Origin of the sequence: Pseudomonas sp. W5-36 (genome assembly GCF_046540455.1) — a bacterium.
GTDB classification, from domain to species: Bacteria; Pseudomonadota; Gammaproteobacteria; order Pseudomonadales; family Pseudomonadaceae; genus Aquipseudomonas; species Aquipseudomonas graminis_B.
Map to the genome: position 1 here is coordinate 187,433 of NZ_JAXCIQ010000005.1, position 13,353 is coordinate 200,785.

At 60.2% G+C, this 13,353-nt stretch carries 12 protein-coding genes; 9 read left to right on the forward strand and 3 right to left on the reverse strand.

What is annotated here, in order from left to right; all coding sequences use genetic code 11:
- Nucleotides 1-136: 136 nt before the first annotated feature.
- Nucleotides 137-292: a hypothetical protein gene (locus tag SLW74_RS11355; RefSeq protein ID WP_167355792.1), complete on the reverse strand. Its 156-nt coding sequence runs from the start codon at nucleotides 290-292 to the stop codon at nucleotides 137-139.
- Nucleotides 293-389: 97 nt separating this feature from the next.
- Here SLW74_RS11355 and gcvA point away from each other — a divergent pair, with 97 nt between their 5' ends.
- Both gcvA and SLW74_RS11365 read left to right on the forward strand, forming a co-directional pair.
- Nucleotides 390-1,295: a transcriptional regulator GcvA gene (gene gcvA, locus SLW74_RS11360; protein ID WP_296305996.1), complete on the forward strand. Its 906-nt coding sequence runs from the start codon at nucleotides 390-392 to the stop codon at nucleotides 1,293-1,295.
- Nucleotides 1,296-1,371: 76 nt separating this feature from the next.
- A complete protein-coding gene (locus tag SLW74_RS11365) occupies nucleotides 1,372-2,199 on the forward strand; it encodes an EamA family transporter (protein ID WP_410928910.1) in 828 nt (275 codons plus the stop codon).
- An 11-nt stretch (nucleotides 2,200-2,210) separates the two neighbouring features.
- Here SLW74_RS11365 and SLW74_RS11370 read toward each other — a convergent pair whose 3' ends face one another.
- Complete coding sequence (locus SLW74_RS11370; protein ID WP_296306000.1) at nucleotides 2,211-2,492, reverse strand: hypothetical protein; 282 nt, start codon at nucleotides 2,490-2,492, stop codon at nucleotides 2,211-2,213.
- A gap of 177 nt (nucleotides 2,493-2,669) precedes the next feature.
- Nucleotides 2,670-3,188: an Hcp family type VI secretion system effector gene (locus tag SLW74_RS11375; RefSeq protein ID WP_410928911.1), complete on the reverse strand. Its 519-nt coding sequence runs from the start codon at nucleotides 3,186-3,188 to the stop codon at nucleotides 2,670-2,672.
- A 679-nt stretch (nucleotides 3,189-3,867) separates the two neighbouring features.
- Between SLW74_RS11375 and tssA the strand changes: the two genes are divergently transcribed.
- The 7 genes from tssA (at nucleotide 3,868) to tssH (ending at nucleotide 13,351) form a co-directional block, all read left to right on the forward strand.
- Nucleotides 3,868-5,424, forward strand: coding sequence for a type VI secretion system protein TssA (gene tssA / locus SLW74_RS11380; RefSeq protein WP_410928912.1), 1,557 nt, complete (start codon nucleotides 3,868-3,870; stop codon nucleotides 5,422-5,424).
- A 32-nt stretch (nucleotides 5,425-5,456) separates the two neighbouring features.
- Nucleotides 5,457-5,960 carry a type VI secretion system contractile sheath small subunit gene (tssB, locus tag SLW74_RS11385; protein WP_410928913.1) on the forward strand — a complete coding sequence of 168 codons (504 nt, stop codon included), beginning with the start codon at nucleotides 5,457-5,459 and terminating at the stop codon, nucleotides 5,958-5,960.
- A gap of 25 nt (nucleotides 5,961-5,985) precedes the next feature.
- Nucleotides 5,986-7,461, forward strand: coding sequence for a type VI secretion system contractile sheath large subunit (gene tssC / locus SLW74_RS11390; RefSeq protein WP_065988878.1), 1,476 nt, complete (start codon nucleotides 5,986-5,988; stop codon nucleotides 7,459-7,461).
- A 13-nt stretch (nucleotides 7,462-7,474) separates the two neighbouring features.
- Nucleotides 7,475-7,894 (forward strand): type VI secretion system baseplate subunit TssE, encoded by a 420-nt coding sequence (tssE, locus tag SLW74_RS11395; protein ID WP_065988879.1) that lies wholly within the window; start codon nucleotides 7,475-7,477, stop codon nucleotides 7,892-7,894.
- A 107-nt stretch (nucleotides 7,895-8,001) separates the two neighbouring features.
- Nucleotides 8,002-9,789, forward strand: coding sequence for a type VI secretion system baseplate subunit TssF (gene tssF, locus SLW74_RS11400; RefSeq protein WP_410928914.1), 1,788 nt, complete (start codon nucleotides 8,002-8,004; stop codon nucleotides 9,787-9,789).
- Nucleotides 9,753-10,775, forward strand: a complete 1,023-nt coding sequence (tssG, locus tag SLW74_RS11405; RefSeq protein WP_369319591.1) for a type VI secretion system baseplate subunit TssG — start codon at nucleotides 9,753-9,755, stop codon at nucleotides 10,773-10,775. The genes tssF and tssG overlap by 37 nt, the downstream gene beginning before the upstream one ends.
- Entirely contained in the window at nucleotides 10,772-13,351 is a 2,580-nt protein-coding gene (gene tssH / locus SLW74_RS11410; RefSeq protein ID WP_410928915.1) for a type VI secretion system ATPase TssH, read from the forward strand. Before tssG ends, tssH begins: the two co-directional genes overlap by 4 nt.
- Nucleotides 13,352-13,353 lie beyond the last annotated feature (2 nt).

A 13,353-nucleotide genomic window follows, 5' to 3' on the forward strand; every position in this document is an offset into this window, starting at 1 on the left:
CCTGCGGCGGTCCATCTACAGGCTTCCCGGCTAAAGCCGGTCCTGCACCTGGTTTTTCACCCACTGTCGCTGACTGAGCGCACTGCTTCAATATCGATGACTGATGAGCGTCCGGCCTTCTTCGGCAGGCACCACTTTAACGCTGGCGGCCTTCCCGAAAAGCAAGCTCCGGCGCGGTCATGGGCTTGGCGGTTTCGCGCCAGAAGAACTTGAAAGTGGCCTGAGCGTTGGTGACTGCCGCCTTGAGTTCGTCGCTCTCGCCTTTCACGCTGTAGATGATCTGCCCGGTCATAAGTAAGTCGTTCCCTCTGTCGATCTGAATAATGTTCTACCATGAGTCGTCATTCATGGTGTGAGCCGCTGCGTTCACGCCCGCGAGGCCCGATCAAATGAGAGACCTGCCACCCACCGCCACCTTGCGCGCCTTCGAAGTTGCCACCCGTCACGGGACGTTTACCTCCGCCTCCGAGGAGCTGCACGTTACCCAAAGTGCCGTGAGTCACCAATTAAAAAATCTCGAAGACATCTGGGGCGTGCAGCTGTTTCAGCGTGGCAAGACGTTGAGCCTGACGCCGGCCGGTGCAGCGCTGGCGCCCATCGTGCGGACGTTTTTCATGAACCTGGAGGCGACGCTTGCGGACCTCCGGGAAGAGAACGGCCGGGTCAGGCTCAAGGTCAGCACCACCTATTCCTACGCGCTCAAATGGCTGTTGCCGCGCCTGCCCAATCTGTCCCAGCTGCACCCGGAAATCCTCGTCACGCTGGACAGCACAGACACCGCGATCAACTTTGCCAGCGGTGAGGCAGACGTGGCGATCCGTCTGGGAGGCGGCAACTACCCCGCGCTGCACTCGGAATTCATGTTCAGGGAGCACATCTTTCCGGTGGCGAGCCCCGACTTGCTCAAGCGCTTCGGCATGCCCCGGGAGCCGGCCGAGCTGTTGCGCTATCCGCTGTTGGCCCGGGACGGTTCCGACCTGGTGCCCAAATGGGAGGTGTGGTTTCAGAGCATCGGCCTGGGCGTCACCTCGCTGAAGGAGAGCGTGCGTTTTCCCGACACCAACATGACCGTGGAGGCGGCCTTGTTAGGGCAGGGCATCGCTCTTGTTCGAAGTGGCCACGTGGAGAAAGAGCTGCGCGACGGCAGTTTGATCAGGTTGTTCGACGTGCCGTTTCCCTCGCCGGTGGCCTATTACTTCGTTTGCCCGAAGGGGGTCGAAACGCAGCCCCATGTGGCAAGTTTTCGCGACTGGTTGATCAGGGAGTCGACCGCAGCCGGGCTTAGTTATGGCTGAGGCATGAGCAATTGCTCATGATTCGATGAGCAGACTTCGCTTCCGTTTTGTGGGTCAGCCTGACTAAGATCCGCCCATGCCGACCCATATCATTCTGTTAATCCTCTTCGCCGCTCTGCTGCACGCCAGCTGGAACGCGTTGCTGCGCGGCGGCAATGACAAGCTCTGGTCAATGACCATCATGTGCGTGGCGGTGGCCATCGTCAGCCTGGCCGGGGTACTGTTCATGAACGCCCCGGCGCCGGAGAGCTGGCCTTACGCGGTGCTCTCTGCGCTGCTGCATGTTGGCTATAACCTGTTTCTGGTGCGCACCTACCGCAGCGGCGACCTCGGGCAAACCTACCCGATCTCCCGGGGCTCATCTCCGGTGCTGATTACGCTGTGTGCGTCGCTATTTGCGGGGGAGGTGGTCGAGACCGGCGCGATGATCGGCATTGCACTGGTGTCAGCGGGGATTATTTCTCTGGCGTTCAAAGGCCGGAAACTGGACACGGCCAGCCTTCCGTATGCGTTGGGAACCGGCTGTTTCATTGCGGCCTATAGCGTGACGGACGGCATTGGCGGGCGTCTGTCCGGCGCGCCGATGGCGTACACCGTGTGGATGTGCGCCCTGTGGGGTGTCCTGATGCCGATCACTTACATCGGTCTGCGGGGCGCACGCAGTCTGCTGACGGTCCGGCCCGGTTTGGTCGCCTCGTTGGGCGGAGGCGTGGTGTCGCTGCTTGCTTACGGCATCGTCATCTATGCGATGACTCTTGCGCCGATGGGGGCCGTGTCGGCACTGCGCGAAACCAGCGTGCTGTTTGCCGCATTGCTCGGGTATCTGTTTTTGGGCGAGTCTCTGACCGTACGCAAGATCCTCGCGTGCGTGGTCATTGCGGCCGGCACGATCATTATTGGCTGAGCCGTGCAGGCTCACTTGCGCAGCTTCGGTTTCACCGCCTTCAACCGCGCAATGGCCAGGTTGTGCAGGTATTGGCGTACGGCGTCGTGGTGCTCGACGCTCACGTGATAGCTGTCCAGCAGTCCCAACAAATACCCCTCGGCCATGGCGTGATAACGGGACACGCTTTCGCGGGTGTCACTGGTGTTTAGCCTGGCAATCAGCTCGTCGATCCGGGCGCGGTGCTCCTCTGAGAACCAGTCCTGCTGAGGGGCCGAGCCCGTATCGTCGGTCAGGGGCGTGTGCAGATTCATGGGGCCTCCAGGCGAGCACATCGGTCGCGGGCTGACAGGGCGCGGGACGGATGTGCAGCCGATCCCGCGAACATGGGGTTGGACAGCGCATCTGCCGCAAAATCCGCTAGCCCGCGCCGCGAAGGCTCGGAAATGCCGGCCAGTCTTACCGGCCGGGATTTTGAGGGTCAGCCGGACTCAGCCAGCCACCGGCGAGCGCCAGTCATCGGAGCCCGACGTGCCGCAGACTTCGTGGGTCCAGGTGATCTTGCGGTAGGTAAACTCCACGTCTTCCAGATGGGTGAAGTGAGCGTTCGACGGGTCTTGGCAGTTGTGCATGTAGTCTATGATGTCGACGATAATCGCATCCTCGAGTTTAGTGGTGTAGTAATGCTCCTGTGTCCCGGCTGCCGAGGTGCGATACCACTGGATAGTGATCTCGGTCAGGCGTTCGCCCGACGTCAAGGCTGCCAGCAACAGCGGTGAAGACTTGTCGAACACCTTGGTAATCTTGACCGGCTTGTGAACACGCTGACCGGTCGGCTGACCCGACTGCGGGTCGCGGGGGATGATCATTTCATGTTGAAACCCTTGCACCATGACCTGATCTTCGTGACCTTCCTGAAACGTGTTGCCGACCGAGTCTGCGGTGAAAGCGCCCGCGGTGATCAGGCCCTGCTTGGTGCCTGTGATGGACATGTACGCTGGTGTTGCCATGAAGATGCTCCTTGCCTCATAAATTAAAGTGCCCAACAGCCAGTTCGCCTGGTGGGCAGTGGTGTTAGTTCAAGCTTCGTGCCATGTAAGAACTCATCCCTGTAAAACATGGGTTTGATGGGGGTTAAACGGTTCTTTGCCGATGAAGGGGAAAGTTTTCTGCCGTGATGTGCGCAAGAAGTTGCACAGCGCTGCGCAACTTCTTGCGCATTCGGCTACAGAGGTCGGGATATAAGGGCTGCAAGTTATCGCTCAGCGATTTTTCGTTCAGGCAGTGCGCAACTTCTTGCGCATGGAGGCCCAGTGATAGTGCTTGTTGCGAGTGAGTGCAGGCAGCTGAGTAAGAATGATCGAGCCAGGCATGGGGGCTGCATGATCTCCATGCTCCGGTTCTGACCTCTGAACCCTGTGTTTTCCGCCGTTTGATCATCGATAAAAAAGATTTATGAAAGAAGTCTTTCTGAATCTCCGGTATTCAGAGAAACTTCCTACAAGGCTAGTGGAAATATCGCGTTTATAGAAAGCTTGATAGTGTAATTACCGCTGAGTACTATTCGCGGCCTCTGATGGGTAGACGTTTTGTTACATGTCGGTTGCCCACTTCGCTTGTATTTTAATTTCGTCAGGCTCGCCGATTTAAGTGTCTGTCGTTGGCGCGTTTTTACGCTGAAGATCTCGAATGTCTTATTCAAGTCCACTGTCTGAATATTATCTTGAAGCTGCCCAAGCCTGCATATCCACTGTGAGCTTCGCGGGTGAAGACATTCGTTTTTCAAACGAATACGAGGCGTTGGAAAACGAGGTTAATAAAGCTCAGTCCATGCATGAAACGGCCCAGATCGACTGGCTGAACGTGCGTGAACAAAGTGAAAACCTGCTTCGCACCCAATCCAAAGATTTGCGCGTCGGGGCTTGGCTGACGTGGGCCCTGTATCAGCGTGAATCTTTCCAGGGGCTGTTGGCAGGACTTGGGCTTCTTCACCATCTTTGCGTGCACCACTGGGATGAAGTTCATCCCGTCAAGGCCCGCACCCGTTCCGCAGCCATCGGTTGGCTGCTCCCCCGTCTTGAGCAAGTGCTGTTTGATGACGTCGCTATCAAAGAGCAGTCGCCGCTGTTCAGTCGCCTCGTCGAGATGCTCGAAGACCTTGATGCGGTGTTCACACAGCACATGGGCGACGATGCACCCTTGCTCTTGCCGGTGTCCCGGCGTTTGAAAAATATGGCCCGGCACACGGTTCACAACCTGCCTGACGCCAGGATTGCCGGAGGCGCTGATGCGCCAGTCAAGCCGTCTGCCACTCCGCCGCTCCCCTCAACTGCGCTGATCGACAGCGAGAAAGACGCGCAAAAGTCCCTGCGGTTTCAGCAGGATAGCGGGCGCTCATTGTGTGCCTGGTGGCTCAAGCAGAAAGCCAGCGATCTGCGTGCATTGCGTTTGAACCGGACATTGCTGTGGTTGCCGATCGAGGCATTGCCGGAGCGCAACTCAGAGCACATCACCGCGCTGCGCGGGCTCCCGGCAGACAAGCTCAAATGTTATCGAGACCGATACGATCAGGGCAGCTACGCCGATCTGATTATCGAGCTGGAGGCGAGTCTGGCAAAGGCGCCGTTCTGGTTCGATGGCCAGCGAATGGTCTGGGAGTGCCTGCACGCGCTGAAAGCCGAGGTGGCAATGCGTGAGGTAGAAATCCAGTTCGCGCTGTTGATTCAGCGGCTCCCCGGGGTCATAGAGCTTCGTTTTCACGACGGCACCCCGTTTGCGGACCCTGCGACTCGCGCCTGGATTGGCGCCAGCGTCACACCTCGCCTGCAGGCTGCCAGCGCGCCTCGCAGCGTCGACACCACAGTTAACCAGCCGGTCTGGGAAGACGCCCTGGAGTGCGCGGTCTCGGTGCTGCGCGATGACGGCATCAGGGCCGCTGTCCAGCGCCTGAAGCAGGGCCTGCACAGCGCCCGGGGCGAGCGTGCACGATTTTTCTGGCAATTCGCCCTGGCCCGGTTGTGCTTCACCGCCAGGAAATACGAACTCGCCAAGACCCAGCTCGAAACCCTCGACCAAACCCTGCAGGACTCAGGCATCAATGCCTGGGAGCCTGATCTTGCGCTGCAGGTGCTGCATCTCTTGCACAGCTGTTTCGAATTGCTGCCCCAGGGTCATGGCGCCCGGGAACGCAAGGAAGAGGTTTATCGCAGGCTGTGCCACCTCGACCTCGAAGTCGTACTTGAATAGGCCCCAGGGCCCTAATTACCAGGAGAACGGCCATGGCCAAAGAAGGATCGGTAGCCCCCAAAGAACGTATCAACGTCACGTTCAAGCCCGCCACGGGGGGTGCGCAGGAAGAGATCGAGCTGCCTTTGAAGCTGCTCGCAATCGGTGATTACACCTTGCGAAAAGACGAGCGAAAAGTCGAAGAGCGCAAGCCCATCAGTATCGACAAGATGACCTTTGACGAGGTGCTGGCGAAGCAGGCCCTGAGCCTCACGCTGAGCGTGCCCAACCGTCTCCAAGCGGAGGGAGGGAATGAGGAGTTGGCGGTGCAACTGCACGTCAAGTCGATGAAGGACTTCAATCCGGCCTCGCTGGTCGACCAAGTGCCGGAACTGAAAAAACTCATGGAACTGCGCGACGCTTTGGTGGCGCTCAAAGGACCGCTGGGGAACGCGCCCGCTTTTCGCAAAGCCATTGAAGGGGTACTCGCCAACGACGAGTCCCGCGGTCGCGTGCTGGGCGAGCTGGGTTTGAACGCCGCCGCCCAGGACACCTGAGTCCATCTGCCAAGGAGCCAACATCATGAGTACTACACCAGCGCAGCAGCAGGGCAAAGAACCCGGCGAGTTCAGCATTCTCGACAGCATCATTGCCGAAACCCGCCTGCCTCGGGATGAGGATGCCTATGGCATCGCCAAGCGCGGCGTGTCGGCGTTTATCGAGGAACTGCTCAAACCCCAAAATGCGGGTGAGCCGGTCAAGAAGGCAATGGTTGACCGCATGATTGCCGAGATCGACGCCAAGCTGGGGCGTCAGATGGACGAGATTTTGCACCACCCGGACTTCCAGTCTCTGGAGTCGTCCTGGCGTGGTTTGCAGTTGCTGGTCGAGCGGACCGACTTTCGCGAGAACATCAAGATTGAAATCCTCAACGTGTCCAAAGAGGACTTGCTGGAAGATTTCGAAGATTCCCCCGAGGTCATGCAAGCCGGTCTCTACAAGCATATCTACACCGCCGAGTACGGTCAGTTCGGTGGGCAGCCTGTGGGGGCGATCATCGCCAACTACTTCATGTCCCCCAGCGCCCCGGACGTGAAGCTGATGCAGTACGTTTCCAGCGTGGCCTGCATGTCCCACGCGCCATTTATCGCCGCCGCCGGCCCCAGGTTCTTTGGCCTGGAAAGCTTCACCGGCCTGCCAGACCTGAAAGATCTGAAGGATCATTTCGAGGGCCCGCAGTTCGCCAAATGGCAGAGCTTCCGTCAGTCGGAAGACGCCCGCTACGTCGGGCTGACGGTGCCGCGCTTCCTGCTGCGCAACCCGTACGACCCGCAGGAGAATCCGGTCAAGTCGTTCGTCTACAAGGAAACCGTTGCCAACAGCCATGAGCACTACCTGTGGGGCAACACGGCGTACGCCTTCGGTACGAAGCTGACGGACAGCTTCGCGAAATTCCGCTGGTGCCCGAACATCATCGGCCCCCAGAGCGGTGGCGCAGTCGAAGATTTACCGCTGCACCACTTCGAAAGCATGGGTGAAATCGAAACCAAGATCCCTACCGAAGTCCTGGTCAGCGATCGGCGTGAATACGAGTTGGCGGAGGAGGGCTTTATCTCCCTGACCATGCGCAAGGGCTCGGACAACGCGGCGTTCTTCTCCGCCAGCTCGGTTCAAAAACCCAAGTTTTTCGGCACCAGCGCGGAGGGCAAGGCGGCGGAGCTGAACTACAAACTCGGCACCCAGCTGCCGTACATGATGATCGTCAACCGTCTTGCTCACTATCTGAAAGTCCTGCAACGCGAGCAGCTGGGTTCCTGGAAAGAACGCACTGACCTCGAACTGGAACTGAACAAGTGGATTCGCCAGTACGTTGCCGACCAGGAGAATCCGAGCGCTGAAGTCCGTGGTCGGCGTCCCCTGCGTGCCGCGCAGATCATCGTCAGTGACGTGGAGGGTGAACCCGGCTGGTATCGCGTCAGCCTGAACGTGCGCCCGCATTTCAAATACATGGGCGCCGATTTCACCCTGTCGCTGGTGGGCAAGCTGGACAAAGAGTGAAGGGGGTCGACGCATGACTGGGTACGGCAGCCTTTTTGAACGCCTGGGTGGCGACGCCGACAAGCGCGTTGGCTGGAGCCGCGAAGACGCTGCGACGGCATCGGTGGCTGCCCATCTGGCCAAGATGCTCAGCACCCGTGCGGGCAGCGTTCAGACGCTTATCGACTACGGGCTGCCGGATCTTAACGACATGCGTTTAAGCCTTCATGACGCGTTGACCAACGCGCGGCTCGCTATTGAGGTTTTCATCGAAACCTACGAGCCACGCTTGAGCAGCGTCCAGGTCATCGCGCTGCCCCACGAAAACGATCAGCTTCGGCTCGCCTTTCGTATCGAGGGGCTGCTGGAGGTTGAGGGTTTCAAGCGTCAGGTCACTTTCGCCGCCTGCCTGGAGGGCGGCGGTCAGGTACAGGTCAACCACAGAAAAGCCTGATGTCAGGACACGCTGCATGTGACTGCACCCGATGACGGAAGGCACCAGCAGGCGGTTTTCCGCAACGACCACCCTTGAACCAAACAGCTGCGCTCGAAGGTAAAACCATGTCCTTTAACCACTACTACCAAAGCGAGCTCACCGCGCTTCGCCAGCTAGGTCGTCTGTTTGCCGAGCGCAGCCCGGCGTTGGCGCCTTTTCTGGGGCAGGCCGGACGGGATCCTGACGTAGAGCGGCTGCTGGAAGGCTTCGCGTTCCTGACCGGACGCCTGCGACAGAAGCTCGATGACGAGCTGCCCGAGCTCAGTCATTCGCTGATGCAACTGCTGTGGCCCAACTACATGCAGCCGCTGCCTGCCTTCAGCATTCTGCAATTTGACCCGCTGAAGCTGGCAGGGCCTGCGCTGAGGGTGGAGCGGGATACGCCGGTGGACAGCGTGCCGATCGATGGCGTGCAGTGTCGCTTCCGCACCTGCTACCCGACCGATGTCCAGGCGCTCGATCTGGTCGCACTGACGTACTCGGTCAAGGGCGAGGGCTCACTGTTGAGTTTGCGGCTGGAGACCAGCGGCGAAGGCCATTTTGGTGAGTTGCAATTGAGCCGTTTGCGCCTGCATTTTGCCGGCGAGCGTTACATCAGCCAGATGCTCTATCTGAGCCTTCTGCGCAATCTCGAGAGGATCGAGCTGGTGCCGTTGGACGGGGACGGCAAGCCCATCCAGGGCGTCAACGGCCTGCCCATGTCATTCAGCATCCCTGGCGACCGTATCCAGCCCGTGGGATTTGCCGAAGACGAAGCGCTGATCCCGTATCCGCTGAATACCTTCCGCGGTTACCGCTATCTGCAGGAGTACTTCGCTTTCCAGGACAAGTTTTTGTTTGTGGACGTGAATGGTCTGGACCTGCTCGCTGCATTGCCGGAAGAAACGCTCAAACGCCTACGCGGGCTTGAATTGCGTTTCGACATTCGCAAGAGCGGTGTGCAGCGCCTGCGACCGACGCTGGACAACGTCAAGCTCCATTGCACGCCCATCGTGAACCTGTTCAAACATGACGCCACGCCGATCCGCCTCGAGGGCAAACAGGACGAGTACCTGCTGATGCCGGCGCTCTATAGCCCGGCAAATTGCGGCGTGTTTTCGGTCGAATCGGTGATCGGCTGGAAGCCCGGTGGCTTGGGTTACGAAACCTACGTGCCTTTCGAGTCCTTTGAGCATGACCCCAGTTTCGATGTGCCGAACCGCCGTCCGCACTACAGCATTCGCCAGCGTTCATCGTCGCTGCACGATGGCCTCGACACCTACCTGAGCTTCGGCATCCGTCACACCGAAGCCTCTGAAACCCTGTCGATCGAGATGACGTGCACCCATCAGAACCTGCCGCGCAAGCTCAAGCTGGGTGACATTTGCATCGCCTGCGAACAGACACCGGAAGGTCTGACCTTCCGCAATATCACCCCGGCCACGCCCAGTTATGCGCCGCCGCTGAACCGCGACTTCCTGTGGAAGCTGATCAGCAACATGTCGCTTAACTACCTGTCCCTGGCGGACGTCAATGCCTTGAAGGTGATCCTCGAAACCTACGACTTGCCGCGCTATTACGACCCGCACGCAGAAAAGGTCAGCAAGCGCCTGCTGGGCGGGCTCAAGTCGATCCGGCACCAGCATGTCGACCGGCTGCACAAAGGGCTGCCGGTACGCGGGTTGCGCACCGAGCTGACCATCGACCCGCACGGCTATATCGGCGACGGCGACGTGTTCGTGTTCGCCTCCGTTCTTAATGAGTTTTTTGCGCTTTACGCCAGCCTCAATTCGTATCACGAGCTGCGCGTGAAAAGCACACAGGGAGAGGTGTACCAATGGACACCCCGTATGGGCCTGCAGCCCCTGCTTTGAGCGGGCTGACCCAAGGCATACGCGAATATTCGCTGTTTCAGGCCGTCTTGCTGGTCATCGACCGGCTGCGCATGGCGCACCCGCATTTGAGCGATGACGACCTGTATGACCAGCTGGAATTCCAGGCCAACCCGAGCCTCGGTTTTCCGGGCAGTGATGTGGACCGCGTGGAGTTTTTTGAAGCGTCCGGGCTGATGCGTGCACGCCTGCGCTTCAACCTGCCGGGACTTGTCGGATCCGGATCGCCTTTGCCTGCGTTCTATAGCGAGCAGGCATTGGGCGACAGCGAGGAAGGCAACCCGACCCGCCAGTTCCTGGACCTGTTTCACCACCGCCTGCATCGGCTGATGCTGCCGATCTGGAAGAAATACCGCTACCGCGCCTGTTTTGAAAGCGGCGCGATCGATCCGTTTTCGTCGCAGTTGTTCGCGCTCATCGGACTGGGCAGCGAGGAGATTCGACAGGCGCGGGAGCTGAACTGGAAGCGACTGCTGCCCTACCTGGGATTGCTCAGCCTGCGCGCGCATTCGGCAGCGCTGATCGAGGCGGTGCTGCGGTACTACTTCAAACACGCAGCACTGACGATTGAACAATGCATGGAGCGTCGCGTGGACATTCTCCAAGAGCAGCGCAACAGCCTTGGCCGAGCCAACAGCCAGCTCGGCGAGGACATGGTGCTTGGCGAACACGTCCGCGACCGCAGTGGCAAATTCCGCATTCATGTTCGAGAGCTTGGCTGGCAGCGTTTCCACGAGTTCCTGCCCATCGGCGCGGGTTACCAACCGCTGTGCGCATTGGTGCGATTCACGCTGCGTGACCCGCTTGATTACGACGTTCGCCTGGCGCTGCGTCAGGAAGAAATTCGCGAACTGCGCCTGGCCGGACAGAACGCGTGTCGCCTGGGATGGACCAGTTGGCTGGGCCGCGACCGCGCGGACGGCGTGGTCACCCTGGGCAGCCAATCATTAAGGACAGCCGAACGATGAGTAACATCAACCTGCAACAACTTATTCAGGCGCTCGACGCCGAAAGCCGTCGCGACCTGGAGCACGCCGCCGAGCGCTGCGTGGGACGCGGCGGTAGCAAGGTGCTTGTCGAGGACCTGTTGCTGTGCTTGCTGGAGCGCCCACAGGGCCTGCTGTCCCGCGCGCTGCAGGATGCCGGCGTGGACGCGGGTGAACTTGGCGCCGCGTTGCAGATGCGGATGGAACACAGTGCGTCCCGCAGCCCGGTATTTGCCCCGGAACTGGTGCAGTGGCTGCAGGATGCGCTGCTGGTCGCCAACCTTGAATTGGGCCAGACCCAGGTTGAACAAGGGGCGCTGATCCTTGCGTTACTGCGCAACCCCATGCGTTACGCGGGCAGCCGCTATCAGGCATTGCTCGCCCGACTGAACATCGAGCGCTTGAAAGCATTCGCCTTGTCACAGAAGGCCCATTCCGACGCCGGCAACCGCGATGGGGTCGGCGAGTCACTGCTGACCCGCTTTACCCATAACCTCACCCAACAGGCCCGAGACGGCAGGCTCGACCCGGTGCTGTGCCGTGACGACGCCATTCGGCAAATGGTGGATATTCTCGCCCGTCGGCGGAAAAACAACCCGATCGTGGTGGGTGATGCCGGTGTCGGCAAGACGGCGATCGTTGAAGGGCTGGCGTCGCGTATCGTCGCCGGGGAAGTGCCGCAGGCAATACAGGACGTTGAGCTGCTGTCGCTGGACATGGGGCTGTTGCAGGCCGGCGCCAGCGTCAAAGGGGAGTTCGAACGTCGCCTCAAGGGCGTGATCGACGAGGTCAAGGCGTCGCCCAAACCGATCATATTGTTTATCGACGAGGCCCATACCCTGATCGGGGCCGGGGGGGAGGCGGGTGGCTCCGATGCGGCCAACCTGCTCAAGCCGGCCCTGGCGCGTGGCGAACTGCGCACCATCGCTGCGACGACCTGGACTGAATACAAAAAATACATCGAGAAAGACCCGGCGCTGGCCCGCCGCTTCCAGCCGGTGCGGTTGCACGAACCGACCATCAATGAAGCAGTGACCATCCTGCGTGGCCTTGCTCACGTTTACGAGCGGAGCCACGGCATCTATCTGCGGGACGACGCAGTGGTCGCCGCCGCTGAGTTGTCTGCCCGCTATCTCGCCGGCCGCCAGTTGCCGGACAAGGCCGTCGATGTGCTCGACACAGCGTGCGCACGCGTTCGCATCAGCCTCGCCGCCGCCCCCCAACGTCTTGAGCGTTTGCGCAACGAGCTGGCTGAAGGCAGCCGCCAGCGTCAGGCGCTGCGTCGTGACGCCGAAGCCGGTTTGCTCATTGATCATCCGGCACTGGATGCACTGGAAAACCGTTTGCGCGCTGCGGATGAAGAACGCCTTGCGCTCGAGTCACTCTGGCTTGAACAGAAGGGATTGGCCGAGCGCCTGCTGGAGCTGCGTCAGCGAATGGCGCAGGCGGTTGATGTCGATGAAACGCACACTGTCGAAGACCTGCAAGCCGCCCGCGATGAGATTCACCTCGCCCTGACTCAGGCCCAGGCCCGGGAGCGGCTGGTGAGCTTCGAAGTCTGCCCGCGGCTTGTCGCCGAAGTGATCAGTGCCTGGACCGGCGTGCCCTTGGCGCAGTTGGCGCGGGAGCACAATGCCAAAATAGCCAGCTTTTCAAGGGACTTGGGCGCCCGCATTCGCGGTCAGGAGCATGCGGTGCACGCCCTTGATCGTTCGATGCGGGCCACTGCAGCCGGTCTTAACAAACCTGACGCACCCGTGGGCGTGTTCCTGTTGGTCGGGCCGAGCGGTGTGGGCAAGACTGAAACCGCGCTGGCGCTCGCTGACTTGCTGTACGGCGGCGAGCGGTTCATCACCACCATCAACATGTCCGAGTTCCAGGAGAAGCACACCGTCTCGCGTCTGATTGGTGCGCCGCCGGGCTACGTGGGTTACGGCGAGGGCGGCATGCTCACCGAAGCGGTGCGGCAGAGACCGTATTCCGTGGTCCTGCTCGATGAAGTCGAAAAAGCCGATCCGGACGTGTTGAATCTGTTCTATCAGATCTTTGACAAGGGTGTGGCCAACGACGGGGAAGGGCGGGAGATCAATTTCCGCAACACGCTGATCCTGATGACCTCGAACTTGGGAAGCGACCTCATCAGTGACCTCTGTGCAGACGGCGCGCGTCCCGCTGCGCAGGTGCTTGAGGACACTGTCCGTCCGGTGCTCGCGAGTCACTTCAAGCCGGCGCTGCTGGCCCGCATGCGCGTCGTCCCCTATTACCCCGTGAGCGGGTCAGTGCTTCGCGAACTGATCGAGGTCAAACTGGGACGCCTGGGCGAGCGTCTGAATCGCCGTCAGCTGGCGTTCACCTTTTCCGAGGCGCTGGTCGATCATCTGGTGGAGCGCTGCAGCCAAAGTGACAGCGGCGCACGTCTGATCGACCACTTGCTGGAGCTTCACGTACTGCCTCAGGTGGCTGACCGGTTGCTCGATGCGATGGCGGCAGGTCAACGTCTCACGTCCGTGCACGCAACCGTCGATCACGAAGCCGCCGTGACCTGCGAGTTTGCCTGAGG